General features: G+C 70.9%; 22 protein-coding genes. 18 read left to right on the top strand and 4 right to left on the bottom strand.

From position 1 onward, the window contains the following. Positions 1–91 precede the first annotated feature (91 nt). Positions 92–2,521 carry a bifunctional (p)ppGpp synthetase/guanosine-3',5'-bis(diphosphate) 3'-pyrophosphohydrolase gene (locus OG753_RS10585; protein WP_327261563.1) on the top strand — a complete coding sequence of 810 codons (2,430 nt, stop codon included), beginning with the start codon at positions 92–94 and terminating at the stop codon, positions 2,519–2,521. 69 nt (positions 2,522–2,590) lie between these two features. Here the strand turns inward: OG753_RS10585 and OG753_RS10580 are convergent, their stop codons facing one another. Beyond that, positions 2,591–3,820, bottom strand: coding sequence for a DUF349 domain-containing protein (locus OG753_RS10580; RefSeq protein WP_327261562.1), 1,230 nt, complete (start codon positions 3,818–3,820; stop codon positions 2,591–2,593). Between the two features lie 191 nt (positions 3,821–4,011). Next, the gene (locus OG753_RS10575; RefSeq protein ID WP_327261561.1) at positions 4,012–4,803 is read right to left on the bottom strand and encodes a peptidylprolyl isomerase; all 792 of its coding nucleotides are present in this window, start codon (positions 4,801–4,803) and stop codon (positions 4,012–4,014) included. Between the two features lie 153 nt (positions 4,804–4,956). Here OG753_RS10575 and OG753_RS10570 point away from each other — a divergent pair, with 153 nt between their 5' ends. The 5 genes from OG753_RS10570 to OG753_RS10550 all read left to right on the top strand — a co-directional run bounded on the left by OG753_RS10570 (position 4,957) and on the right by OG753_RS10550 (position 9,978). Further along, positions 4,957–5,667: an MBL fold metallo-hydrolase gene (locus OG753_RS10570; RefSeq protein WP_327261560.1), complete on the top strand. Its 711-nt coding sequence runs from the start codon at positions 4,957–4,959 to the stop codon at positions 5,665–5,667. 10 nt (positions 5,668–5,677) lie between these two features. Then, positions 5,678–6,937 carry a histidine--tRNA ligase gene (gene hisS / locus OG753_RS10565; protein ID WP_401284289.1) on the top strand — a complete coding sequence of 420 codons (1,260 nt, stop codon included), beginning with the start codon at positions 5,678–5,680 and terminating at the stop codon, positions 6,935–6,937. A gap of 124 nt (positions 6,938–7,061) precedes the next feature. Beyond that, positions 7,062–7,679 carry a vitamin K epoxide reductase family protein gene (locus OG753_RS10560; RefSeq protein WP_401284291.1) on the top strand — a complete coding sequence of 206 codons (618 nt, stop codon included), beginning with the start codon at positions 7,062–7,064 and terminating at the stop codon, positions 7,677–7,679. 44 nt (positions 7,680–7,723) lie between these two features. Next, complete coding sequence (locus OG753_RS10555; RefSeq protein WP_327261557.1) at positions 7,724–9,079, top strand: replication-associated recombination protein A; 1,356 nt, start codon at positions 7,724–7,726, stop codon at positions 9,077–9,079. A 164-nt stretch (positions 9,080–9,243) separates the two neighbouring features. Beyond that, a complete protein-coding gene (locus OG753_RS10550; RefSeq protein WP_405788216.1) occupies positions 9,244–9,978 on the top strand; it encodes an HNH endonuclease family protein in 735 nt (244 codons plus the stop codon). On the opposite strand, the gene OG753_RS10545 is transcribed toward OG753_RS10550, so the two are convergent. Then, positions 9,975–10,898: a DUF2470 domain-containing protein gene (locus OG753_RS10545; RefSeq protein ID WP_327261555.1), complete on the bottom strand. Its 924-nt coding sequence runs from the start codon at positions 10,896–10,898 to the stop codon at positions 9,975–9,977. The two genes, OG753_RS10550 and OG753_RS10545, sit on opposite strands and share 4 nt — an antisense overlap. Positions 10,899–10,953: 55 nt before the next feature. Here OG753_RS10545 and rpsD point away from each other — a divergent pair, with 55 nt between their 5' ends. After that, positions 10,954–11,565, top strand: a complete 612-nt coding sequence (gene rpsD / locus OG753_RS10540) for a 30S ribosomal protein S4 (RefSeq protein ID WP_008740451.1) — start codon at positions 10,954–10,956, stop codon at positions 11,563–11,565. A gap of 77 nt (positions 11,566–11,642) precedes the next feature. On the opposite strand, the gene OG753_RS10535 is transcribed toward rpsD, so the two are convergent. Beyond that, positions 11,643–13,832: an ATP-binding protein gene (locus tag OG753_RS10535; protein WP_405788214.1), complete on the bottom strand. Its 2,190-nt coding sequence runs from the start codon at positions 13,830–13,832 to the stop codon at positions 11,643–11,645. 147 nt (positions 13,833–13,979) lie between these two features. Here OG753_RS10535 and OG753_RS10530 point away from each other — a divergent pair, with 147 nt between their 5' ends. The 11 genes from OG753_RS10530 to aroQ all read left to right on the top strand — a co-directional run bounded on the left by OG753_RS10530 (position 13,980) and on the right by aroQ (position 24,267). Further along, the gene (locus OG753_RS10530) at positions 13,980–14,423 is read left to right on the top strand and encodes a DUF948 domain-containing protein (protein WP_327261553.1); all 444 of its coding nucleotides are present in this window, start codon (positions 13,980–13,982) and stop codon (positions 14,421–14,423) included. Positions 14,424–14,431: 8 nt separating this feature from the next. Next, positions 14,432–14,785 (top strand): DUF6167 family protein, encoded by a 354-nt coding sequence (locus OG753_RS10525; protein ID WP_327261552.1) that lies wholly within the window; start codon positions 14,432–14,434, stop codon positions 14,783–14,785. Further along, entirely contained in the window at positions 14,785–17,454 is a 2,670-nt protein-coding gene (gene alaS, locus OG753_RS10520; protein ID WP_405788212.1) for an alanine--tRNA ligase, read from the top strand. The genes OG753_RS10525 and alaS overlap by 1 nt, the downstream gene beginning before the upstream one ends. A gap of 2 nt (positions 17,455–17,456) precedes the next feature. Then, positions 17,457–17,927 (top strand): Holliday junction resolvase RuvX, encoded by a 471-nt coding sequence (gene ruvX, locus OG753_RS10515; protein ID WP_073920293.1) that lies wholly within the window; start codon positions 17,457–17,459, stop codon positions 17,925–17,927. Between the two features lie 128 nt (positions 17,928–18,055). Then, positions 18,056–19,855: an endolytic transglycosylase MltG gene (mltG, locus tag OG753_RS10510; RefSeq protein WP_405788211.1), complete on the top strand. Its 1,800-nt coding sequence runs from the start codon at positions 18,056–18,058 to the stop codon at positions 19,853–19,855. 6 nt (positions 19,856–19,861) lie between these two features. Next, complete coding sequence (locus OG753_RS10505; RefSeq protein WP_405788209.1) at positions 19,862–20,686, top strand: shikimate dehydrogenase; 825 nt, start codon at positions 19,862–19,864, stop codon at positions 20,684–20,686. A 32-nt stretch (positions 20,687–20,718) separates the two neighbouring features. Beyond that, complete coding sequence (locus OG753_RS10500) at positions 20,719–20,910, top strand: hypothetical protein (protein WP_327261548.1); 192 nt, start codon at positions 20,719–20,721, stop codon at positions 20,908–20,910. A 132-nt stretch (positions 20,911–21,042) separates the two neighbouring features. Continuing rightward, positions 21,043–22,227: a chorismate synthase gene (gene aroC, locus OG753_RS10495; RefSeq protein ID WP_327261547.1), complete on the top strand. Its 1,185-nt coding sequence runs from the start codon at positions 21,043–21,045 to the stop codon at positions 22,225–22,227. Then, positions 22,224–22,742: a shikimate kinase gene (locus OG753_RS10490; protein WP_327261546.1), complete on the top strand. Its 519-nt coding sequence runs from the start codon at positions 22,224–22,226 to the stop codon at positions 22,740–22,742. The genes aroC and OG753_RS10490 overlap by 4 nt, the downstream gene beginning before the upstream one ends. Beyond that, positions 22,739–23,830, top strand: coding sequence for a 3-dehydroquinate synthase (gene aroB, locus OG753_RS10485; protein ID WP_327261545.1), 1,092 nt, complete (start codon positions 22,739–22,741; stop codon positions 23,828–23,830). Before OG753_RS10490 ends, aroB begins: the two co-directional genes overlap by 4 nt. Beyond that, complete coding sequence (gene aroQ, locus OG753_RS10480) at positions 23,827–24,267, top strand: type II 3-dehydroquinate dehydratase (protein WP_030387213.1); 441 nt, start codon at positions 23,827–23,829, stop codon at positions 24,265–24,267. The genes aroB and aroQ overlap by 4 nt, the downstream gene beginning before the upstream one ends. The last annotated feature ends 3 nt before the right edge of the window (positions 24,268–24,270 follow it).

The raw sequence follows: 24,270 nt of genomic DNA, 5'->3' as shown, positions 1-24,270 counted from the left end.
CAACCCTCGCTACCATGGGTTGTCCGGACCGGACACGGGCACCGGATCCTCCCCCACACTTGCGTCCGGGGGGACCCCCAGAGGAGCGCTCTTGCCAGACGAGGTCCAGCCAATCTCCGCCGCGCAGCCCGACCCGCAGGCCGAGCAGACCACGGCGGCTCCCGCCACGCCCCCGCCGGCCCCTCCGGCGCCGCCGGCCAAGCCCGCGCCGGCGAAGTCCGCCGGGTCCTCCAACCGGGTGCGCGCCCGCCTCGCCCGGCTCGGCGTGCAGCGCTCGAACCCGTACAACCCGGTTCTGGAGCCCCTGCTCCGTATAGTCCGCAGCAACGACCCGAAGATCGAGACGTCGACGCTGCGCCAGCTGGAGCAGGCCTACCAGGTCGCCGAGCGCTGGCACCGCGGCCAGAAGCGCAAGAGCGGCGATCCGTACATCACCCACCCGCTCGCGGTGACCACGATCCTCGCCGAGCTGGGCATGGATCCCGCCACGCTCATGGCCGGTCTGCTCCACGACACCGTCGAGGACACCGAGTACGGCCTCGAGGACCTGCGCCGCGACTTCGGCGACGCCGTGACCCTGCTCGTCGACGGCGTCACCAAGCTGGACCGGGTGAAGTTCGGCGAGGCGGCCCAGGCCGAGACCGTCCGCAAGATGGTCGTGGCCATGGCCAAGGACCCGCGCGTCCTGGTCATCAAGCTCGCCGACCGGCTGCACAACATGCGCACCATGCGCTACCTCAAGCGGGAGAAGCAGGAGAAGAAGGCCCGCGAGACCCTCGAGATCTATGCCCCGCTGGCACACCGCCTGGGCATGAACACGATCAAGTGGGAGCTCGAAGACCTCTCCTTCGCGATCCTCTACCCGAAGATGTACGACGAGATCGTGCGCCTGGTCGCCGAGCGCGCGCCCAAGCGCGACGAGTACCTCGCCGTCGTCACCGACGAGGTGCAGGTCGACCTCCGGGCCGCCCGCATCAAGGCCACCGTGACGGGCCGCCCGAAGCACTACTACAGCGTCTACCAGAAGATGATCGTCCGCGGCCGTGACTTCGCGGAGATCTACGACCTGGTGGGCATTCGCGTCCTCGTCGACACCGTCCGGGACTGCTACGCGGCCCTGGGCACCGTGCACGCGCGATGGAACCCGGTCCCCGGCCGGTTCAAGGACTACATCGCGATGCCCAAGTTCAACATGTACCAGTCGCTCCACACGACGGTCATCGGACCCAGCGGCAAGCCCGTCGAACTGCAGATCCGCACCTTCGACATGCACCGCCGCGCCGAGTACGGCATCGCCGCGCACTGGAAGTACAAGCAGCAGACCGTCGCGGGCACCTCCAAGGTCCGCACCGACGTCCCGCAGGCCGCCAAGGGCAGCGCCGGCCAGGACACGGTCAACGACATGGCCTGGCTGCGCCAGCTGCTGGACTGGCAGAAGGAGACCGAGGACCCGGGCGAGTTCCTCGACTCGCTGCGCTTCGACCTCTCCCGCAACGAGGTCTTCGTCTTCACACCCAAGGGCGACGTCATCGCGCTGCCCGCCGGCGCCACCCCCGTGGACTTCGCGTACGCCGTCCACACCGAGGTCGGCCACCGGACGATAGGCGCCAGGGTCAACGGCCGCCTCGTCCCGCTGGAGTCCACGCTCGACAACGGCGACCTGGTCGAGGTCTTCACCTCCAAGGCCGAGGGCGCGGGCCCGTCCCGCGACTGGCTGGGCTTCGTGAAGTCCCCGCGCGCCCGCAACAAGATCCGCGGCTGGTTCTCCAAGGAGCGGCGCGACGAGGCCATCGAGCACGGCAAGGACGCCATCGCGCGGGCCATGCGCAAGCAGAACCTGCCGATCCAGCGCATCCTGACCGGCGACTCGCTCGTCACCCTCGCCCACGAGATGCGCTACCCCGACATCTCCTCCCTGTACGCGGCCATCGGCGAGGGCCACGTGGCCGCGCAGGGCGTCGTACAGAAGCTGGTGGCGGCGCTCGGCGGCGAGGAGGCGGCCAACGAGGACATCGAGGAGTCGATCCCGCCCGCGCGCGGCCGCAAGCGGCGCAGCAACGCCGACCCGGGTGTGGTCGTCAAGGGCGTCGACGACGTGTGGGTCAAGCTGGCCCGCTGCTGCACCCCGGTGCCGGGCGACCCGATCGTCGGGTTCGTCACGCGCGGCAGCGGCGTATCGGTTCACCGCGCGGACTGCGTCAACGTCGACTCCCTCTCCCAGGAGCCCGAGCGGATGCTGGAGGTCGAGTGGGCGCCCACCCAGTCCTCGGTCTTCCTCGTCGCCATCCAGGTGGAGGCGCTGGACCGGTCCCGGCTGCTGTCCGACGTCACCAGGGTCCTCTCGGACCAGCACGTCAACATCCTGTCGGCGGCCGTCCAGACCTCCCGCGACCGGGTGGCCACCTCCCGGTTCACCTTCGAGATGGGCGACCCCAAGCACCTGGGACACGTCCTGAAGGCCGTCCGGGGCGTCGAGGGCGTCTACGACGTCTACCGCGTCACCTCGGCCCGCAGGCCGTAGCACACGCAGGAGGGCCCCGGTACGGATCTCCGTACCGGGGCCCTCCTGCGTACACAGGCGTCCGGGGCGTCAGCCGCCGAACTCCTCCAGGCCCTTCAGCGCCTGGTCCAGCAGGGCCTGGCGGCCCTCCAGCTCACGCGCCAGCTTGTCGGCCTTGGCGTTGTTGCCCGCCGCACGCGCCGCGTCGATCTGCGTACGCAGCTTGTCGACGGCCGCCTGCAGCTGACCCGTCAGGCCGGCCGCACGGGCCCGCGCCTCCGGGTTCGTACGACGCCACTCGCCCTCCTCGGCCTCCTGGATCGCACGCTCGACCGTGTGCATCCGGCCCTCGACCTTCGGCCGGGCGTCCCGCGGCACGTGGCCGATGGCCTCCCAGCGCTCGTTGAGCGAGCGGAACGCGGCGCGGGCCGCCTTCAGGTCCGTGATCGGGACGAGCTTCTCGGCCTCGTCGGCCAGCTCTTCCTTCAGCTTGAGGTTCTCGGTCTGCTCGGCGTCACGCTCGGCGAAGACCTCGCTGCGGGCCGCGAAGAACACGTCCTGCGCACCGCGGAAGCGGTTCCACAGGTCGTCCTCGGACTCGCGCTGGGCCCGGCCCGCCGCCTTCCAGTCCGCCATCAGCTCGCGGTAGCGGGCGGCCGTCGGACCCCAGTCGGTCGACTTCGACAGCGACTCGGCCTCCGCGACCAGCTTCTCCTTGACCTTGCGGGCGTCCTCGCGCTGGGCGTCCAGCGAGGCGAAGTGCGCCTTGCGGCGCTTGGAGAAGGCGGAACGGGCGTGGGAGAACCGGTGCCACAGCTCGTCGTCCGACTTGCGGTCCAGGCGCGGCAGACCCTTCCAGATGTCCACCAGGGCGCGCAGCCGCTCACCGGCACTGCGCCACTGGTCGCTCTGCGCCAGCTGCTCGGCCTCGACGACCAGCGCGTCCTTGGCCGCACGGGCCTCGTCCGTCTGCTTGGCCTTCGCCACCTTGCGCTCTTCGCGCCGGGACTCCACGGTCGTGACCAGCTTGTCCAGCCGCACGCGCAGGGCGTCCAGGTCACCCACGGCATGGTGCTCGTCGACCTGCACGCGCAGGTGGTCGATAGCCGTCTGGGCGTCCTTGGCGGACAGATCAGTGGTCCGCACGCGCTTTTCGAGGAGGCCGATCTCGACCACCAGGCCCTCGTACTTGCGCTCGAAATAGGCCAGGGCCTCCTCAGGGGTGCCGGCCTGCCACGATCCGACGACCTGCTCGCCATCGGAAGTACGCACGTACACGGTGCCCGTCTCGTCGACTCGGCCCCACGGGTCGCTGCTCACAGCGCCTCCTCCACCTGATGCCTTGCGAGGGGTTCACCCCCTGGGCATCGTCCACAGTTTCCTGGGGCGGGCAGCGCCCGCCCTGCACAACGCCAACATAGGCGACCGCCGGGCCGGCTGTCCGCATCCCGCACGACGGAATATCGGCGTACGGGCGGTGGGCCGGCCGGGCCCGGGGTCCCCGCATCACGTCAGTTCTGCGTGACCGTGCCCTTCTGGATCTTTACCTCGTTCTTCGGCGCGCCGTCCTGGCCGCCGTCGACCGTACCGGCCTTCGCGATCTCTTCCAGGACCTTCACGCCGGCCGGGTCGATCTTGCCGAACGGCGTGTACGACGGCGCCAGCGGGCTGTCCTTGTAGACCAGGAAGAACTGGCTGCCGCCCGAGCCGGGCTGACCCGTGTTCGCCATGGCCACGGTGCCGGCCGGGTAGACGACCTGGCCCTGCTCGTTGGCCTTGCCCAGCGAATCGAGGTTCTCGTCCGGGATGTTGTAGCCCGGGCCGCCCCGGCCGGTGCCCTCGGGGTCGCCGCACTGGAGCACGAAGATCCCTCCGGCCGTCAGCCGGTGGCACTTGGTGTTGTCGAAGTAGCCCTTGTCGGCGAGCGACTTGAAGGAGTTGACGGTCTGCGGGGTCTTCGCCGCGTCCATCGCGAAGTTGATGTCGCCCGCGCTGGTCTTCAGCGCGAAGGTGTACTTCCCCTTCTGGTCGATCGCCATCTCCGGCGAGGGGGACTGCTTGGGCGCGGGCTCGCTCGCCGAGGCCGAGGGGTCCGCGGACGGGTCCGCGGCCTGGTCCTTCTTGTCCTTGTCGAAGACACCGCCGACGATCAGGCCCACCAGCGTCGCGATCACCACGGCCACCGCCGCACCGATCACGGCCGCACGCCGGCGCGACTTCTGCCGGGCCTCGGCCCGGCGCTTCTGCTGGCGCTCGTACTTCTCCTTGGCGAGCTGTCGCCGTCGCTGATCGCTCGTGACCACCGGGTCGTCTCCTTGTACGTGTCTGGTACTGCTGTCCGGGCTGGGCTAGGCCGTACCGTATATGGGTTCGCTGTGTAATGAGCGGCGCCGGTAGGCTCTGAGCAGCAGGATTCCTGTCTACAACCTCCCGCCGGACGACGATTGAGGACGAACGTGCTGATTGCCGGGTTCCCCGCAGGCGCTTGGGGCACCAACTGCTACGTGGTCGCCCCCGCCGCCGGTGAGGAGTGCGTCATCATCGACCCGGGCCATCAGGCCGCCCAGGGTGTCGAGGAGACGCTGAAGAAGCATCGGCTCAAGCCCGTCGCGGTCGTTCTGACCCACGGCCACATCGATCATGTGGCCTCGGTGGTCCCGGTGTGCGGAGCACACGACGTACCGGCCTGGATCCACCCCGAGGACCGCTACATGATGAGCGATCCGGAGAAGGCCCTCGGACGCTCCATCGGGATGCCCCTCATGGGCGAGCTGACCGTGGGGGAGCCGGACGACGTCCGCGAGCTGACCGACGGCGCCGCCCTGAAACTGGCCGGAATGGAATTCAACGTCGCGCACGCGCCGGGGCATACCAAGGGGTCGGTGACCTTCAGGATGCCCGAGCTGGCCGACATCCCGCCGGTCTTCTTCTCGGGCGACCTGCTCTTCGCCGGCTCCATCGGACGCACCGACCTGCCCGGCGGCTCCCACGCCGAGATCCTCGAATCGCTGGGCCGCGTGTGCCTGCCGCTCGACGACTCGACCGTGGTGCTGTCCGGCCACGGTCCCCAGACCACCATCGGCCGCGAGCGCGCGACCAACCCGTACCTTCGGGAGGTCGCCGCCGGGCTCGGAGACGGCACCGCCGCTCCACGACGAGGAATGTGACGAAAGCTTCGTGGCTACTTTCCAGGCCCCCAAGGGCACGTACGACCTGATCCCGCCGGTATCCGTGAAGTACCTGGCGGTGCGCGAGGCCATCGCGGCGCCCCTGCGCAACTCCGGCTACGGCTACATCGAGACCCCCGGCTTCGAGGACGTGGGCCTCTTCGCCCGCGGCGTCGGCGAGTCCACCGACATCGTCTCCAAGGAGATGTACGCCTTCGAGACCAAGGGCGGTGACCAGCTCGCCCTGCGCCCCGAAGGGACGGCATCCGTGCTGCGCGCGGCGCTGGAGGCCAGCCTGCACAAGAAGGGCAACCTGCCGGTCAAGCTCTGGTACTCGGGCTCCTACTACCGCTACGAGAAGCCGCAGGCGGGCCGCTACCGCCACTTCTCCCAGGTCGGCGCCGAGGCGATCGGCGCCGAGGACCCCGCCCTGGACGCCGAGCTGATCATCCTGGCCGACCAGGCGTACCGCTCGCTGGGCCTGCGCAACTTCCGGATCCTGCTGAACTCGCTGGGCGACAAGGAGTGCCGTCCGGTGTACCGGGAGGCGCTGCAGTCCTTCCTGGGCGGTCTCGACCTCGACGAGGAGACCGTGCGCCGGGCTGAGATCAACCCGCTGCGCGTCCTCGACGACAAGCGGGCCGAGGTCCAGAAGCAGCTCGTCGGCGCCCCGGTGCTGCGGGACTACCTGTGCGACGCGTGCAAGGCGTACCACGAGCAGGTCCGCGCCCTGGTGACGGCGGCCGGCGTCGCCTTCGAGGACGACGAGAAGCTGGTGCGCGGGCTGGACTACTACACTCGCACCACCTTCGAGTTCGTCCACGGCGGCCTCGGCTCGCAGTCCGCGGTGGGCGGCGGCGGCCGCTACGACGGCCTGTCCGAGATGATCGGCGGACCGGCCCTGCCGTCGGTCGGCTGGGCGCTCGGTGTGGACCGCACGGTCCTCGCCCTGGAGGCGGAGGGCGTCGAGCTCGACATCCCGGCGTCGACCTCGGTGTTCGCGGTGGCGCTGGGCGAGGCCAAGGCGACCGTGTTCGGCCTCGTGACGCAGCTGCGCAAGGCGGGCGTCGCGGCCGACATGTCGTACGGCGGCAAGGGCCTCAAGGGCGCCATGAAGGACGCGAACCGCAGCGGTGCCCGCTTCGCGGTCGTGGTGGGCGAGCGGGACCTCGCCGAGGGCGTCGTCCAGCTCAAGGACATGGAGTCCGGGGAGCAGACGGCCGTGCCCGTCGCCGAGCTGGTGGACACGGTCCGGGCCCGCCTCGCCTGACGGCAGCGGTACGGGAACAGCACAACGGGCGGGGCCGGGGATCCTTCCCCGGCCCCGCCCGTTCACAGGCTCGTACGGCACAATGGCCCGTGCTTGATCACCTGGCAGATGTGGAGCGGGCGGTATGACGACACGAAGCGCGGACGCGGACACCGCCCGGGGCAGGACCGTCGGGGGGAGCCGGGCGCTGGCCCTGCTGCTGGTGATCACCGGCATCGCGGGCCTGATCGCGGCCTGGGTGATCACCATCGACAAGTTCAAGCTGCTCGAGGACCCGGACTTCAAGCCGGCCTGCAGCCTGAACCCGATCGTCTCCTGCGGCAACATCATGACGAGCGACCAGGCGTCCGCCTTCGGCTTCCCGAACCCGATGCTCGGACTCGTCGCCTACGGGATCGTGATCTGCGTCGGCATGAGCCTGCTGGCCGGAGCCTCGTTCCGCCGCTGGTACTGGCTCACCTTCAACGCCGGCACCCTCTTCGGCGTCGTCTTCTGCGCCTGGCTCATGTACCAGTCGCTGTACAACATCAACTCGCTCTGCCTGTGGTGCTGCCTCGCCTGGGTCGCCACGATCTTCATGTTCTGGTACGTCACCTCGCACAACGTCCGCGAGGGACTGCTGCCCGCGCCGGGCTGGCTCAAGTCCTTCTTCGACGAGTTCACCTGGGTCCTGCCCGTGCTCCACGTCGGGATCATCGGGATGCTGATCCTGACCCGCTGGTGGGACTTCTGGACCTCCTGACGGTGGCGGGCGGCTCTGTCGGTGGGCTCGCATAGGCTTCCCGTGTGGAACCAGACCTGTTCACCGCCGCTGCCGAAGACCGCCGGGAGAAAGACCCCGCGAGCTCCCCGCTCGCCGTCCGCATGCGCCCGCGCACCCTGGACGAGGTCGTGGGCCAGCAACACCTGCTGAAGCCCGGATCGCCGCTGCGCCGGCTGGTCGGGGAAGGGGCGGTCGGCCCGGCCGGCGCCTCCTCGGTGATCCTCTGGGGCCCGCCCGGCATCGGGAAGACGACGCTTGCGTACGTGGTCAGCCAGGCCACCCAGAAGCGCTTCGTGGAGCTCTCCGCGATCACGGCGGGCGTCAAGGAAGTACGGGCGGTCATCGAGGGCGCCAAGCGCGCGGCCGGGGGCTACGGCAAGGACACCGTCCTCTTCCTCGACGAGATCCACCGCTTCAGCAAGGCGCAGCAGGACTCGCTGCTCCCCGCCGTCGAGAACCGCTGGGTGACGCTGATCGCCGCCACCACCGAGAACCCCTACTTCTCGATCATCTCCCCGCTGCTCTCGCGCTCCCTGCTGCTGACGCTGGAGCCGCTGACCGACGAGGACCTGAGCGCGCTGATGCGGCGCGCGCTCACCGAGGAGCGGGGCCTGGGCGGGACCGTGTCCCTCCCCGCGGACGCGGAGGCGCACCTGCTGCGGATCGCGGGCGGCGACGCCCGGCGGGCGCTCACGGCGCTGGAGGCGGGCGCGGGCTCGGCCATCGCCAAGGGCGAGGACGAGATCACCCTCCAGACGCTGGAGGAGGCGGTCGACCGGGCGGCGGTCCGGTACGACAAGGACGGCGACCAGCACTACGACGTGGCCAGCGCGCTGATCAAGTCGATCCGCGGCTCGGACGTGGACGCCGCGCTGCACTACCTGGCGCGGATGATCGACGCCGGTGAGGACCCCCGGTTCATCGCCCGCCGCCTGATGATCTCCGCGAGCGAGGACATCGGCCTGGCCGACCCGACGGCCCTGCCGATCGCGGTGGCCGCGGCCCAGGCGGTGGCGATGATCGGCTTCCCGGAGGCGGCGCTGACCCTGTCGCACGCCACCATCGCGCTGGCGCTGGCCCCGAAGTCCAACACCGCGACGACCGCGATCGGCGCGGCGCTGGCCGACGTACGGGCGGGACTGGCGGGCGCGGTCCCGGCGCACCTGCGCGACGGGCACTACAAGGGCGCGGCGAAGCTGGGGCACGCGCAGGGGTACGTGTACCCGCACGACGTGCCGGGCGCGATCGCCGCGCAGCAGTACGCGCCCGACGAGATCCAGGGCAAGCGGTACTACGAGCCGACGCGCTACGGCGCGGAAGCCCGCTACGCGGACGTGGTGGAAAAGGTGCGCGAGCGCCTGCGCGGATCCACTTCGTAAGGGGTGGCCCAGGCTGCCCGGGCGACCACGCACCTCCCCACCCGCGCATGCTGCGGGGACGCGCTCGCCGACGAGCGCCGCATCGACTTCGGCTTCAACCTGCCCGACGCCGCACCCCGGCGTGGCCCCGCCGGGGTCCGGGCGGCGGAGCCTAGGCTCCGGGCATGGCTCCGTCCCGGCCGTTCGCCGTGGTCCTCACGCTCGCCCTGGCCGGGCCCGCAACGGCCGGGTGCCACCACGACGACGTCCAGACGGCCCGGGCCAGCGCGGCGGCGCTGGTCGCGCAGGTGCCCCTCACCGGCGCCGGGTTCCCTCCGGACGCGCGCACCGCGCAGGCGCAGCTGGCCGGGCTGAAGGTCGGGCCGGGCCGGAACTGGCGGACGTACAAGCGCGAGAACTTCGGCAGGTACTGGTCCGACGGGACCGGTGCCGTCGGCGGGCGCAACGGCTGCGACACCCGCGACGACGTGCTGCGCCGGGACCTCAGGGAGCTCCGTGAGGGGGACCGCAACCCGTGCGTCGTGCTGTCCGGGGTGCTGCACGACCCGTACACCGGCAAGGAGCTGCCCTACACCTACCGGCGGGCTTCGCAGATCCAGACCGACCACGTGGTCGCGCTCGGCGCCGCCTGGCGGGGCGGTGCGTACGCGTGGACCCCGCAGCGCAGGCTGGAGTACGCGAACGACCTCGACGTGCTGCTCGCCACGGACAAGCAGACGAACTACGACAAGGGCAGCAGGACGGCCGACAAGTGGCGGCCGCCCCGGCGTGCGTACTGGTGCGAGTACGCGCGCCGCTACACCGGCATCAAGGCCAAGTACGGGCTGTCCGTGACGGCGCCGGAGAAGCTCGCCCTCCAGGACATGCTGGCCTCTTGCGCCCCGCAGCGCACCCCTTAGTGCGAGGCCGCCGAGAACAGCGAGTGCATCGCCCGGCGCAGGCCGCAGATGTCGGCCACCGGCTCGGGGAAGTCGAAGCGTGCGTCGAAGGAACCGGCCGCGCCGCCGGTGAAGCGGACGCGCAGGCCCAGGCGGTCCAGGGAGAGCGGGACGGCGGACATGCCGCGGGCCTCGCGGGCGCCCAGCAGCCCGCCCAGCTCACCGAGCCGGTCGCCGTGGGCGGCGTGCAGGTGCTGCAGCAGTTCGGTCTCGTGCGCGACCATCGGGTCGGGCTCCGCGGCGGCCAGGTCCTCCGGGTCCACGTGCTCGGCGCCCCACAGGTCGTCCACCGAGATCTCGCCGACCTCGAGGCGCAGCATCATCCAGGCCGGGCGGCCGCCGCCCCGGAGAGCATCGTTCGGGGAGTCGAGGGACTCCCGCATGCCCAGCAGCTCGCCCACCGGCTGCCGCTCCGCGAGCAGCGCCGCGCAGGCCGCGCGCTCGTCCCCGCGCACCGGGGTAAGCCACCCGGCCAGCCAGGCGCGGCCTCGGATACGATGTGGGACGGACACCGGCGCCACATCCGTGATCTCGATCACGGCGGTGAGGTCGTCGTCCTGGGCGTAAGCGGCTGCCCTGGCAGCCGCGGATTCCCCTGAGACAAGGAGAATCACGTCCCCGTCCGGGGTGACGGTCCGTGCGACCGGCAGCCCTGTCCCGAACTCCTCGGTCTCGTGACTGTCACGAGCACCGATCAGCGTGAGGGATACTGAGGCGTTGGACTCTACGAGGGTTCGTACGCGTTCGGCTCCGGTGAGCTGCCGAACGCCTTCCCTGGGACGCGGCTGACCTTGCTTATCGTCGGCGCAAGCGGATTCTGTTTCGTCTGAATCCGGACTGCGTTGCGCACTGGGCAGGGGGATCCCATGTGGTCGAGACATTACGTCCTCCTCGATAAGGTAAGCCTCACCTAACTTACATGGAGGTAGGTTCCCCGTGAACCAGAAGCGACCCAAGGTCAAGAAGTCGCGTGCCCTCGGCATTGCGCTGACCCCGAAGGCCGTCAAGTACTTCGAGGCCCGCCCCTACCCGCCGGGCGAGCACGGCCGTGGCCGCAAGCAGAACTCGGACTACAAGGTTCGTCTGCTGGAGAAGCAGCGTCTGCGCGCTCAGTACGACATCTCTGAGCGTCAGATGGCCCGCGCGTACGACCGCGCCAAGAAGGCCGAAGGCAAGACGGGCGAGGCGCTTGTCGTCGAGCTCGAGCGTCGCCTCGACGCCCTGGTTCTGCGTTCGGGCATCGCCCGCACCATCTACCAGGCCCGCCAGATGGTCGTTCACGGCCACATCGAGGTCAACGGTGACAAGGTCGACAAGCCGTCGTTCCGTGTCCGCCCGGACGACGTCATCACCGTGCGCGAGCGCAGCCGCGAGAAGGTTCCGTTCCAGGTTGCCCGTGAGGGTGGCTACGCAGGCGAGGGCGAGACCCCGCGCTACCTGCAGGTCAACCTGAAGGCCCTGGCCTTCCGCCTGGACCGCGACCCGAACCGCAAGGAAATCCCGGTCATCTGCGACGAGCAGCTCGTCGTCGAGTACTACGCCCGCTGATGCAGGCCTAGTCTCACTGGCTGGTCAGCCCGCCGTCCCCTCCGGGGGGCGGCGGGTTTTCCGTTTCCGCCGGGCCCTCAGGGCTGGTCCGCCGCCGCCCGGGTCGAGACCCGGGAGCCGCGCGGACCGCCGCCGCCCCGGCCCGTCGGCCGCGGGAGCCCGCCGGCGCCGCCACCGCGCTCCTCGGGGCTGCTCAGGGCCCGTCCCACCAGCGCCTCCCGGCTCAGCTCCCGCCCTTCGGCCTCGTACGCCGCGTACCGCTCGGCGCCGAGCAGCTCGCCCGCCTGCTCCCGGCACATCAGCCGCGGGGCGTTGAAGTACCCCGAGCCGAACAGCTGCAGCCCCACCCCGCCCCACATGGGCTCCGCCGCCCCCTGGAGCACCGCGGCCTCGGCCGCGTCCCCCTCCGCCACCGTGACCAGCGCGAGCAGCTCCAGCGCGAGCACCAGCCCGACCAGGTCGTGGAAGACGTGGTTGATCGCCACGCACTCGGTCAGCAGCCGGCGCGCCTCCTGCGTGCGGCCCCCGTCCAGGGCCGCGTACGCCAGGACGTACAGGGCGTACGCCTTCGTCCAGCGCTCCCCGCGCTCCTCGCAGATCTCCCGGACCTCCCCGCACAGCGCGAGCGCGCCCGGCAGATCGCCGAGGAAGGCCAGCGCCATCCCCAGCTCCACCTGGCACATCAGCACGTTGCTGTTCAGCTCGCCGGCCGCCCGGTACTGCTCCAGCGCGGTGCCCAGCAGCTCCCGGGCCCGCGTCATGTCGTCCGAGACCAGAGCCAGACAGCCCATCCGGTGCACCGCATAGGCCGACGCCACCGGGTTCCCGCTCTGCGCCGCCCCGTCCCGGCACTCGTACAGGGCGCTCATCGAGGCCGCCGCGTCTCCCTGCAGGGCCGCGACGTAGCCCAGTACCCACAGGGCCTTCAGCCGCGAGCTCTCGTAGTCCGACGTCGCCCGGTCCACCGGCTCCAGGGTCCGGTCCAGCCAGTGCCGCCCCTCCGTCAGGCGCCCGCAGCCCGCCCAGTAGAACCACAGCGTCCCCGCGAGGTACTGGCCCAGGTGCGCCTCGTCCGGCTCGTCCAGGCAGCACTCCAGGGCGAGCCGGAGGTTCGGCAGCTCCACCTCCACCAGAGCGGCCACCTCCTCCTGGCGCGGGCTGAACCAGTCCAGCTCGCACCACGTCGCCAGCCCCACGTACCAGTCCCGGTGACGCCGCCGCAGGCGCCCGGCGTCACCCAGCGACTCCAGCCAGCCCGCCCCGTACGCCCGTACGGTCTCCAGCATGCGGAACCGCACCCCGGCGGGCGTCTCCTCGCGGATCAGCAGGGACTGGGCCTGGAGCTCCCCGACCAGGTCCAGCACGTCCTCCACCGGCACATCCGGACCCGCGCACACGTATTCGACGGCGTCGAGGTCGAACTGCCCCGCGAACACCGACAACCGCGCCCACAGCAGCCGCTCCGCCGGCGTGCACAGCTCATGGCTCCAGCCGATGGCCGTCCGCAGCGCCCGGTGCCGGGCGAGCCCGCCTCGCGCGCCGCCCGTCAGCAGCGCGAAGCGGTCCTCCAGCCGGGCCAGCACCTGGGCCGGGGAGAGCGTCCGCAGCCGGCCCGCCGCCAGCTCCAGTGCGAGCGGGATCCCGTCGAGGCGGGCGCACAGCTCGACCAGCGCGTCCCGGTTCTCCTCGGTCACGGCGAAGGCCGGGTCGGCCGCGGCGGCCCGCGCCGCCAGCAGGGCCAGCGCCTCCTCGGGGTCCGGCGGGGCCAGCGGGAAGGCCAGCTCCCCGTCCAGGGCCAGCGGGCGCCGCCCCGCCGCGAGGACGTGCAGGCCGGGGCAGCGCCGCAGCAGCTCCCGCACGAGATCGGCGCACTCGTCGACCAGCTGCTCGAAGCCGTCCAGGACCAGCAGCAGGCGCCGCTCCGCCAGGTGCCCGGCCAGGACGGCGCGGGGCGGCCGGGTGGTGTGGTCGGTCAGCCCCAGCGCCTCGGCGAGGGCCAGCTCCAGCAGCGCGGGGTCCCGTACGCCCGCCAGCTCGGCCAGCCAGACCCCGTCGCAGTAGCGTTCCTGCACTCCCTCGGCGGCGGCCCGGGCGGCCGCGAGCGCGAACCGGGACTTGCCCACCCCGCCCACGCCGGTCACCGTCACGAGCCGCGAGGAATCCAGGAGCCGCCCCAGCTCGGCGAGTTCGCCACCCCGCCCGACGAACCGGCTGAGCTCCGAGGGAAGATTGCCCCCGGCGGCACTTGGATGGGGTCTCTGTCGCATGGGACACGGAGGGTACTGGTCCGGATGCGCTGCGTTCAAGACGGGTCCCGTCCTCCCCGTATTCCGGTACGGCCGGGGATCTCCGGCGCGATAGGGTCGGAGGGCGAATAGTCCTGCACTTCAGGAACAGACAGAGAGCGGTGTGACGTGTCCGGTGTAGAGGTGGCCGGGATCATCGTGGCCGTCTTCTGGGCCATCCTGATCTCCTTCCTCGCGGTGGCCCTGGTGAGGCTGGCCCAGGTCCTCAAGGCGACCACCAAGCTGGTGGCCGACGTGACCGACCAGGCCGTCCCGCTGCTGGCCGACGCCTCCACGACCGTCCGCTCCGCGCGCACCCAGCTCGACCGGGTCGACGCCATCGCGAGCGACGTCCAGGAGGTCACCTCCAACGCCTCCGCGCTGTCCTCCACCGTGGCCACCGCCTTCGGCGGGCCGCTGGTGAAGGTCGCGGCCTTCGGCTACGGCGTCCGCAAGGCGCTGGGCAAGGGGGATGCCGCGACGTCGGGCGGCATGCCGCCGAAGGCATCCCGACGAACCGTGATCGTTGGCCGTACGGTGCCGGCCGCCCGGCGCCGGAAGCAGAAGGGCTGAGACCGCCGATGTTCCGCCGAGCCTTCTGGTTCACCGCAGGCGCAGCCGCCGGCGTGTGGGCCACCACCAAGGTCAACCGCCAGCTCAAGAAGCTGACACCGGAGAGCCTCGCAGCCCAGGCGGCCGACAAGGCCGTGGAGGCGGGTCACCGCCTCAAGGACTTCGCCCTCGACGTCAAGGCGGGAATGACGCAGCGCGAGGACGAGCTCAACGATGCGCTGGGGCTCCACCAGGACCCCGACCGGCCCGACAACGTCACTGCCCTTCCCGGGCCGCGGCGGCTGCGGGCCATTGAGAACACCAAGACCACTTACCGCCCGAACCAGTCGGCGGTTACGTACGACCGGAATGAGGACCACTGATGGAGTCGGCTGAAATTCGCCGCCGCTGGCTGAGCTTCTTCGAGGAGCGCGGTCACGCCGTTGTCCCTTCGGCGTCGCTCATCGCGGACGACCCGACTCTGCTGCTGGTCAACGCGGGCATGGTCCCGTTCAAGCCGTACTTCCTCGGCGAGACCAAGCCCCCGGCCCCGCGGGCCACCAGCGTGCAGAAGTGCGTCCGCACGCCGGACATCGAAGAGGTCGGCAAGACCACCCGGCACGGCACGTTCTTCCAGATGTGCGGCAACTTCTCCTTCGGGGACTACTTCAAGGAAGGCGCCATCAAGTACGCCTGGGAGCTGCTCACCAGCTCCGTGGCGGACGGCGGCTACGGCCTCGAGCCCGAGAAGCTCTGGATCACCGTCTACCTCGACGACGACGAGGCCGAGCAGATCTGGCGCGAGAAGATCGGCGTGCCCGCCGAACGCATCCAGCGCCTGGGCAAGAAGGACAACTTCTGGTCCATGGGCGTCCCAGGCCCCTGCGGCCCGTGCTCCGAGATCAACTACGACCGCGGCCCCGAGTTCGGCGTCGAGGGCGGCCCGGCCGTCAACGACGAGCGCTACGTGGAGATCTGGAACCTGGTCTTCATGCAGTACGAGCGCGGAGCCGGCGACGGGAAGGAAGACTTCCCGATCCTCGGCGACCTCCCGTCGAAGAACATCGACACGGGTCTGGGTCTCGAGCGCCTCGCGATGATCCTGCAGGGCGTGCAGAACATGTACGAGACCGACACCCTGCGCGTGGTCATGGACAAGGCCACCGCGCTCACCGGCGTGCAGTACGGGGCCGCCCAGGGCACCGACGTGTCGATGCGCGTGGTCGCCGACCACATCCGTACCTCCGTCATGCTCATCGGCGACGGCGTCACCCCCGGCAACGAGGGCCGCGGCTACGTGCTGCGCCGCATCATGCGCCGCGCCATCCGCAACATGCGTCTCATGGGCGCCACCGGTCCCGTCGTCCAGGACCTGGTCGACGTCGTGATCGACACGATGGGCCAGCAGTACCCGGAGCTCGTCACCGACCGCAAGCGCATCGAGACCGTCGCGCTCGCCGAAGAGGCCGCCTTCCTGAAGGCCGTCAAGGGTGGCACCAACATCCTCGACACCGCCGTGACCGAGACCAAGGCCGCCGGCGGCACGGTCCTCTCCGGCGACAAGGCGTTCCTGCTCCACGACACCTGGGGCTTCCCGATCGACCTCACCCTGGAAATGGCCGCCGAGCAGGGTCTCTCCGTGGACGAGCCCGGCTTCCGCCGCCTGATGCAGGAGCAGCGCGACCGGGCCAAGGCCGACGCCAAGGCCAAGAAGACCGGCCACGCGGACATGTCCGCCTACCGTGAGATCGCCGACGGCTCCGGCGCCACCGAGTTCACCGGCTACGCCACCACCCAGGGCGAGTCCACCATCGTCGGACTGCTGGTCAACGGCGTCTCCGCGCCCGCCGCCTCCGAGGGCGACGAGGTCGAGGTCGTCCTCGACCGCACCCCGTTCTACGCCGAGGGCGGCGGCCAGCTCGCCGACCAGGGCCGCATCAAGCTCGACTCGGGCGCCGTCATCGTCGTTCGCGACGTGCAGCAGCCGGTCCCGGGCGTCTCCGTGCACAAGGGCTCCGTCCAGGTCGGCGAGGTGACGGTGGGCGCCTCCGCGTACGCCGCCATCGACATCCACCGCCGCCGGGCCATCGCCCGCGCCCACTCGGCCACGCACCTGACCCACCAGGCGCTGCGCGACGCCCTCGGCCCGACGGCCGCCCAGGCCGGCTCCGAGAACAGCCCCGGCCGTTTCCGCTTCGACTTCGGTTCCCCGAACGCCGTCCCCGGCTCGGTCCTCACCGACGTCGAGCAGAAGATCAACGACGTGCTGTCGCGCGAGCTCGACGTCACCGCCGAGATCATGAGCATCGACGAGGCGAAGAAGCAGGGCGCCATCGCCGAGTTCGGCGAGAAGTACGGCGAGCGGGTGCGCGTCGTCACCATCGGCGACTTCTCCAAGGAGCTCTGCGGCGGCACGCACGTCGGCAACACCTCCCAGCTCGGTCTGGTGAAGCTGCTCGGCGAGTCCTCCATCGGCTCCGGCGTGCGCCGTGTCGAGGCCCTGGTGGGCGTGGACGCGTACAACTTCCTCGCCAAGGAGCACACGGTCGTCGCCCAGCTCCAGGAGCTGGTCAAGGGCCGTCCGGAGGAGCTGCCGGAGAAGATCGCCTCCATGCTCGGCAAGCTGAAGGACGCCGAGAAGGAGATCGAGAAGTTCCGCGCGGAGAAGGTCCTCCAGGCCGCCGCCGGGCTCGCCCAGAACGCCCAGGACATCAAGGGCGTCGCCCTGGTCGTCGGCCAGGTGGCGGACGGCATCGGCGCCGACGACCTGCGCAAGCTGGTCCTCGACGTCCGCGGACGCATCCCGGGCGACCGCCCGGCCGTCGTGGCCCTCTTCACCGTGGCGAACGACCGCCCGCTGACCGTCATCGCCACCAACGAGGCCGCCCGCGAGCGCGGTCTCAAGGCCGGCGACCTGGTCCGTACGGCCGCCAAGACCCTCGGTGGTGGCGGCGGCGGCAAGCCGGACGTCGCCCAGGGCGGCGGCCAGAACCCGGCCGCCGTGCCGGAGGCCATCGCCGCGGTCGAACGCCTCGTCGTCGAGACGGCCTGACGATGACTCTGCGCCGCGGCCGCCGGCTCGCCATCGATGTCGGGGACGCCCGGATCGGGGTCGCCTCGTGCGACCCCGACGGGGTGCTGGCCACACCGGTGGAAACCGTTCCGGGCCGGGACATCCCCTTCGCCCACCGGCGGCTGCGGCAGCTCGTCGAGGAGTACGAGCCCCTCGAAGTCGTGGTCGGCCTTCCCCGCTCGCTCAGCGGGCGGGAGGGGCCGGCCGCGGCCAAGGTGCGCGTCTTCGCGAACGAACTCGCCAAGGGCATCAAGCCGGTGACGGTCCGTCTGGTGGACGAGCGGATGACCACGGTCACCGCCGCCCAGGGCCTGCGGGCCTCGGGCAGGAACGCGAAGAAGGGCCGGTCGGTCATCGACCAGGCAGCCGCTGTGGTGATCCTTCAGAACGCTCTTGAGACCGAACGGGTATCAGGTAATCCGCCTGGTGAGTGCGTCGAAGTGGTTGTCTGATCGCGATACGGTAACGTTCCGCGCGATGAGGCGGCATTCGAACAGCCGTCGCCCACCGTCAAAGAGGCGGAACCGGGTGCCATGGACGACGGAGTCCGTGGCCTTCGTCTCGCGGCTCTAGGGGACCGATGACTGAGTATGGCCGGGGCCGTGGCCCCGAACCCTGGCACCCCGAGGACCCCCTTTACGGGGACCAGGGGTGGACCGGGCACCAGACCCAGCAGGGCCAGGTGCCTTACGGCGGTGCCCCGCAGCAGGAGTATCCGCAGGAGCCCCAGTACCAGGAGCAGTACCCCCAGCATCCGCAGTACCAGGAGTACCCGGAGCAGTACCAGCAGCCGCAGCAGTACGCGCCGCAGTCGCAGCAGCAGTACCCGCAGCAGCAGTACCCGCAGGGCCAGTACCAGCAACAGCAGCCGCAGCAGCCTCAGCAGCAGTACGCGCCGCAGCAGTACGCTGGGCAGCAGCAGGGCTATGCCCAGCCGCAGCAGGCCCAGCAGCCGCAGCAGCAGCCGGTGTACGACAGCCAGGGCTGGGACACCGGCCAGTACCAGGCCGCCGTGCAGGGCGGCCCGTACGCGGGCGTGGACCCCTACACCCAGCAGCCCGTGTCGGGCTACCCGGGTGAGGCCCCCGACCTCTACGGCACGGAGGACGCCTACGCGCCGCCGCAGCCCCCGGGCCGGCGGCACCTGGAGCCCGAACCCGTCGAGGAGGAAGAGGAGCCGGAGGACGGCCTGCTCACCGCCGGTGGCGGCCGTGACGGCGACGACGACGGCAGTGACGGCGACGAGCCCGGTGACGGCCGCCGGGGCGGCCGTTCGAAGGACGGCAAGCCCAAGAAGCGCAGCGGCACGGCCTGCCTGGTGGCCGCGGTGGTCATCCTCGGCATCGTCGGCGGTGGCGGCTACTACGGCTACTCCTACCTCCAGGATCGCTTCGGCGCGGCCGCGGACTTCGCGGGCGAGGGCTCCGGCGAGACGGTCGAAGTGGTGATCCCCAAGGGCGCGGGCCTCGGCCAGATGGGCCGGATCCTCAAGGAAGCCGGCGTGGTCGCCAGCGCCCAGGCGTTCGTCGACGCCGCCAACGCCAACCCCAAGGGCAAAAACATCCAGCCGGGTTCCTACCCGCTGAAGAAGAAGATGTCGGGTGCGGCCGCCGTGGCCGTGATGATCGACCCCAGCAAGCTGAACGTCCTCACCGTCGCCGAGGGCTGGCGCAACACCAAGGTGTACGACGCGATCGACAAGAAGCTCGGCAAGCCGCAGGGCACCACCCAGGACATCGCCAAGCGCGAGGTCAAGAACCTCGGCCTGCCGGCCTGGGCGAACAACAACCCCAAGCTCATCGACCCGCTCGAGGGCTTCCTGTACCCGGCCCGCTACGACCTCAGCAAGGACAGCACTCCCGAGTCGCTGCTCAAGCAGATGGTCAAGAACGCGAGCGACAAGTACGCGGAGCTGGGCGTCGAGGGCAAGGCCAAGGAACTGGGCCTGGAGAACCCCCTCCAGGTGGTCACGGTCGCCAGCCTCGTCAACGCCGAGGGCAAGAACCACGACGACTTCCGGAAGATGGCCGAGGTGGTCTACAACCGCCTCAAGAAGACCAACGACGTCACGAACCAGAAGCTCCAGTTCGACTCGACGTACAACTACGTCAAGAACCAGAGCGAGATCAACTTCAACCTGAAGGAAGCCCAGGCCTTCGACAACCCCTACAACACGCACTTCGTCAGGGGCCTGCCCACCGGCCCGATCGGGAACCCCGGCCTGGACGCCCTGACCGCTACGCTCAACCCGGACCACGGTGGCTGGATGTTCTTCGTGTCGGTCGACGGCAATACGACGACCTTCACCAAGACCTACGAAGAGCACACGAAGCTGGCCGACGAGTTCCAGGAACGGCAGAAGCAGAAGAACGGCGGATAGCAGGACATGTCACGCATAAGGGCCGCGGTGTTGGGTTCGCCCATCGAGCACTCCCTCTCACCGGTGCTGCACCGCGCCGCTTATCAGGAGCTCGGCCTCGACGACTGGTCCTACGACCGCTTCGAGATCGACGAGGCCGCGCTCCCGGAGTTCGTGACGGGCCTCGGCCCCGAGTGGGCCGGGCTGTCCCTGACCATGCCGCTCAAGCGGGCGATCATGCCGCTGCTGGACGGCATCAGCGACACGGCCGCCTCCGTCGAGGCGGTCAACACGGTCGTCCTCACCGAGGACGGCCGGCGACTCGGCGACAACACCGACATCCCCGGCATCGTCGCCGCGCTCCACGAGCGCGGCGTCGAAAAGGTGCCCTCCGCCGCGATCCTCGGCGCCGGGGCCACCGCCTCCTCGGCGCTCGCCGCGCTCTCGCGGATCTGCTCCGGCGAGGTCACGGCGTACGTCCGCTCGCAGTCACGCGCCGACGAGATGCGCCAGTGGGGCGAGCGGCTCGGCGTTCCCGTCCGCACGGCCGACTGGTCCGAGGCGGCCCGGGCGCTGTCCGCGCCGCTGGTGATCGCCACCACCCCGGCCGGTACGACCGATGCGCTGGCCGCGTCCGTACCCGAAGGCGCGGGCACCCTCTTCGACGTCCTCTACGACCCCTGGCCGACCGCGCTGGCCGCCGCCTGGTCGCGGCAGGGCGGCCGGGTCGTCGGCGGGCTGGACCTCCTGGTCCACCAGGCCGTGCTCCAGGTCGAGCGGATGACCGGTCGCGCCCCGGGCCCGCTTGCCGCCATGAGGGCTGCCGGAGAGCGGGCGCTCGCCTCCCGTTAGGCTTTCCACCTGCGTATTCACAGGGGGGCGGCATGGACGGGACCGGCACGGACCAGATACTGGCATCGAAGTGGGACCTCCCCTTCGTGCTCTTCACCATGGTCAGAGTGGCCTTCGGCGGCCTGCCGCTCTGGGCCAAGGCGATCGTTATCGGACTCATCGGTTCCGCCATTCTGTGGTCGGCGATCACCTGGCACCGCGGGCGCGGCAGGCGGGTCCGCTGACCATCCGGGCGTCCGACAGCTGGACCGGGGCCCTGTAAACCCCTCTGGACATGGGAGGATCGGGTGAGGCGGGTCCGGGCCGCGCACCCGATCGCGCCGTCGCTGTACCAGGCGCGAGCATGAGGAGCATCGTTGAGCAGGTTGCGTTGGCTGACCGCCGGGGAGTCCCACGGACCGGCACTGGTGGCAACGCTGGAGGGGCTTCCCGCCGGCGTTCCGGTCACCACCGAGCTGGTGGCCGACCACTTGGCCCGGCGCCGGCTCGGCTACGGCCGCGGGGCCCGGATGAAGTTCGAGCAGGACGAGATCACCTTCCTGGGCGGCGTCCGGCACGGTCTGTCGCTGGGTTCCCCCGTGGCCGTGATGGTCGGCAACAGTGAGTGGCCCAAGTGGGAGACGGTCATGTCGGCCGACCCCGTCGACCCCTCGCTGCTCAAGGACACCGGCCGCAACGCGCCGCTGACCCGTCCGCGGCCCGGCCACGCCGACCTCGCCGGCATGCAGAAGTACGGCTTCGACGAGGCCCGGCCGATCCTGGAGCGCGCCAGCGCCCGGGAGACCGCCGCCCGCGTCGCGCTCGGCGCGATCGCCCGCTCCTTCCTCAAGGAGGTCGCCGGCATCGAGATCGTCTCGCACGTGGTGGAACTGGCCGCGGCCAAGGCCCCGTACGGCGTCTACCCGACCCCCGCCGACGTCGACAAGCTCGACGCCGACCCGGTTCGCTGCCTCGACGCGGACGCCAGCAAGGCGATGGTCGCCGAGATCGACCAGGCCCACAAGGACGGCGACACCCTCGGCGGCGTCGTCGAGGTACTGGCGTACGGAGTTCCGGTCGGCCTCGGCTCGCACGTCCACTGGGACCGCCGTCTCGACGCCCGTCTGGCCGCCGCCCTCATGGGCATCCAGGCCATCAAGGGCGTCGAGGTCGGCGACGGCTTCGAGCTCGCCCGCGTGCCCGGCTCCAAGGCGCACGACGAGATCGTCTCCACCCCCGAGGGCCTGAAGCGCACCTCCGGCCGCTCCGGAGGCACCGAAGGCGGTCTGACCACCGGCGAACTGCTGCGCGTACGGGCCGCGATGAAGCCGATCGCGACCGTCCCGCGCGCGCTGGCGACCGTCGACGTGGCCACCGGAGAGGCGACGGTGGCCCACCACCAGCGCTCCGACGTGTGCGCCGTGCCGGCCGCCGGCATCGTCGCCGAGGCCATGGTCGCCCTCGTGCTGGCCGACGCGGTCGTCGAGAAGTTCGGCGGTGACTCCGTCCCGGAGACCCGCCGCAACGTCCGCGCGTACCTCGACAACCTGCAGATCCGGTGACGGCCGGACCACTGGTCGTCCTCGTCGGACCCATGGGCTCCGGCAAGTCCACGGTGGGGGCGCTGCTCGCCGAGCGGCTCGGCGTCCCCTACCGGGACACCGACGCCGACATCGTCGCCGCCCAGGGCCGGGAGATCTCCGACCTCTTCGTCGACGAGGGCGAGCCGTACTTCCGTGAGCTGGAGCGGCAGGCGGTCGCCGCCGCCGTCGCCGGGCACACCGGAGTCCTCGCCCTCGGCGGCGGCGCCGTCCTCGACGAGGGCACCCGCGAGCTGCTCGCGGGCCTGCCCGTCGCCTACCTGTCGATGGACGTCGAGGAAGCCGTACGGCGCGTGGGCCTCGGCGCCGCGCGCCCGCTGCTCGCCGTCAACCCGCGCCGCCAGTGGCGCGAGCTGATGGACGCCCGGCGCCCCCTGTACACCGAAGTCGCGCGCGTCGTGGTGGCCACCGACGACCGCACCCCCGAAGAGGTCGCCCAGGCGGTCCTCGACGCTCTGGAGTTGAAGGACGTATGACAGACCAGGTGACGCGGATCCAGGTCGGCGCGAGCGCCGGACACGACGCGTACGACGTGCTGGTCGGGCACCAGCTGCTCGGCGAGCTCGGCTCCCTGATCGGTACGCGGGCCCAGCGGGTCGCCGTGATCCACCCCGAGGCGCTGGCCTCGACCGGTGAGGCGCTGCGCGACGACCTGGCCGAGCAGGGCTACGAGGCGGTCGCCATCCAGGTGCCGAACGCCGAAGAGGCCAAGACCATCGAGGTGGCCGCCTACTGCTGGAAGGCGCTCGGGCAGTCCGGCTTCACCCGGACCGACGTGATCGTCGGCGTCGGCGGGGGAGCCACCACCGACCTCGCGGGCTTCGTCGCGGCGAGCTGGCTGCGCGGGGTGCGCTGGATCGCCGTACCGACCACCGTCCTCGCGATGGTCGACGCGGCGGTCGGCGGCAAGACCGGCATCAACACCGCCGAGGGCAAGAACCTCGTGGGCGCCTTCCACCCGCCGGCCGGTGTGCTCTGCGACCTGGCGGCGCTGGAGTCGCTGCCGGTCAACGACTACGTCAGCGGCCTCGCCGAGATCATCAAGGCCGGATTCATCTCCGACCCGGTGATCCTCGACCTGATCGAGGAGGACCCGGCGGCGGCCCGTACGCCCGGGGGCCCGCACACCGCCGAGCTCATCGTGCGCTCCATCCAGGTCAAGGCCGACGTGGTCTCCAGCGACCTCAAGGAGTCCGGACTCCGCGAGATCCTCAACTACGGCCACACCCTCGCGCACGCCATCGAGAAGAACGAGCGCTACAAGTGGCGGCACGGCGCGGCCGTGTCCGTCGGCATGGTCTTCGCCGCCGAACTGGGCCGGCTCGCGGGCCGCCTCGACGACGCGACGGCCGACCGGCACAAGGAGGTCCTCGCCTCCGTGGGGCTGCCGCTGACCTACCGCGGTGACCAGTGGCCCAAGCTGCTCCAGACGATGCAGGTCGACAAGAAGTCCCGGGGCAACCTGCTGCGCTTCATCGTCCTCGACGGGCTCGCCAAGCCGACGGTCCTGGAGGGCCCCGACCCGGCGCACCTGATCGCCGCCTACGGCGAGGTGTCGGCGTGAGCCGCCCCGTCCTCGTGCTGAACGGCCCGAACCTGGGCCGGCTCGGCTCGCGCGAGCCCGACGTGTACGGGGCCACCTCGTACGCGGGCCTGGTGGAGAGCTGCCGCTCGCTGGGCGAGGAGCTCGGCTTCGACGTCGAGGTCCGCGAGACCAACGACGAGGGCGAGCTGATCCGCTGGCTGCACGAGGCGGCGGACGGGAAGATCCCCGTGGTCATCAACCCGGGGGCCTTCACCCACTACTCGTACGGCATGAGGGACGCGGCCGCGCAGCGCACGGCGCCGCTGATCGAGGTGCACATCTCGAACCCGTACGCCCGCGAGGAGTTCCGCCACACCTCGGTCATCGCCGCCGTGGCGACCGGGACGGTGGCGGGATTCGGCATCGGTTCGTACCGGCTGGCGCTGCGCGCACTGGCGGACGAGATCTCCGCCTGACAC

It is taken from the genome of Streptomyces sp. NBC_00029 (assembly GCF_045160505.1).
In the GTDB taxonomy this organism is placed as follows: Bacteria; Actinomycetota; Actinomycetes; order Streptomycetales; family Streptomycetaceae; genus Streptomyces.
The sequence above is the reverse complement of the archived record's forward strand: the minus strand, read 5'-3'. Positions and strand labels throughout refer to the sequence as shown.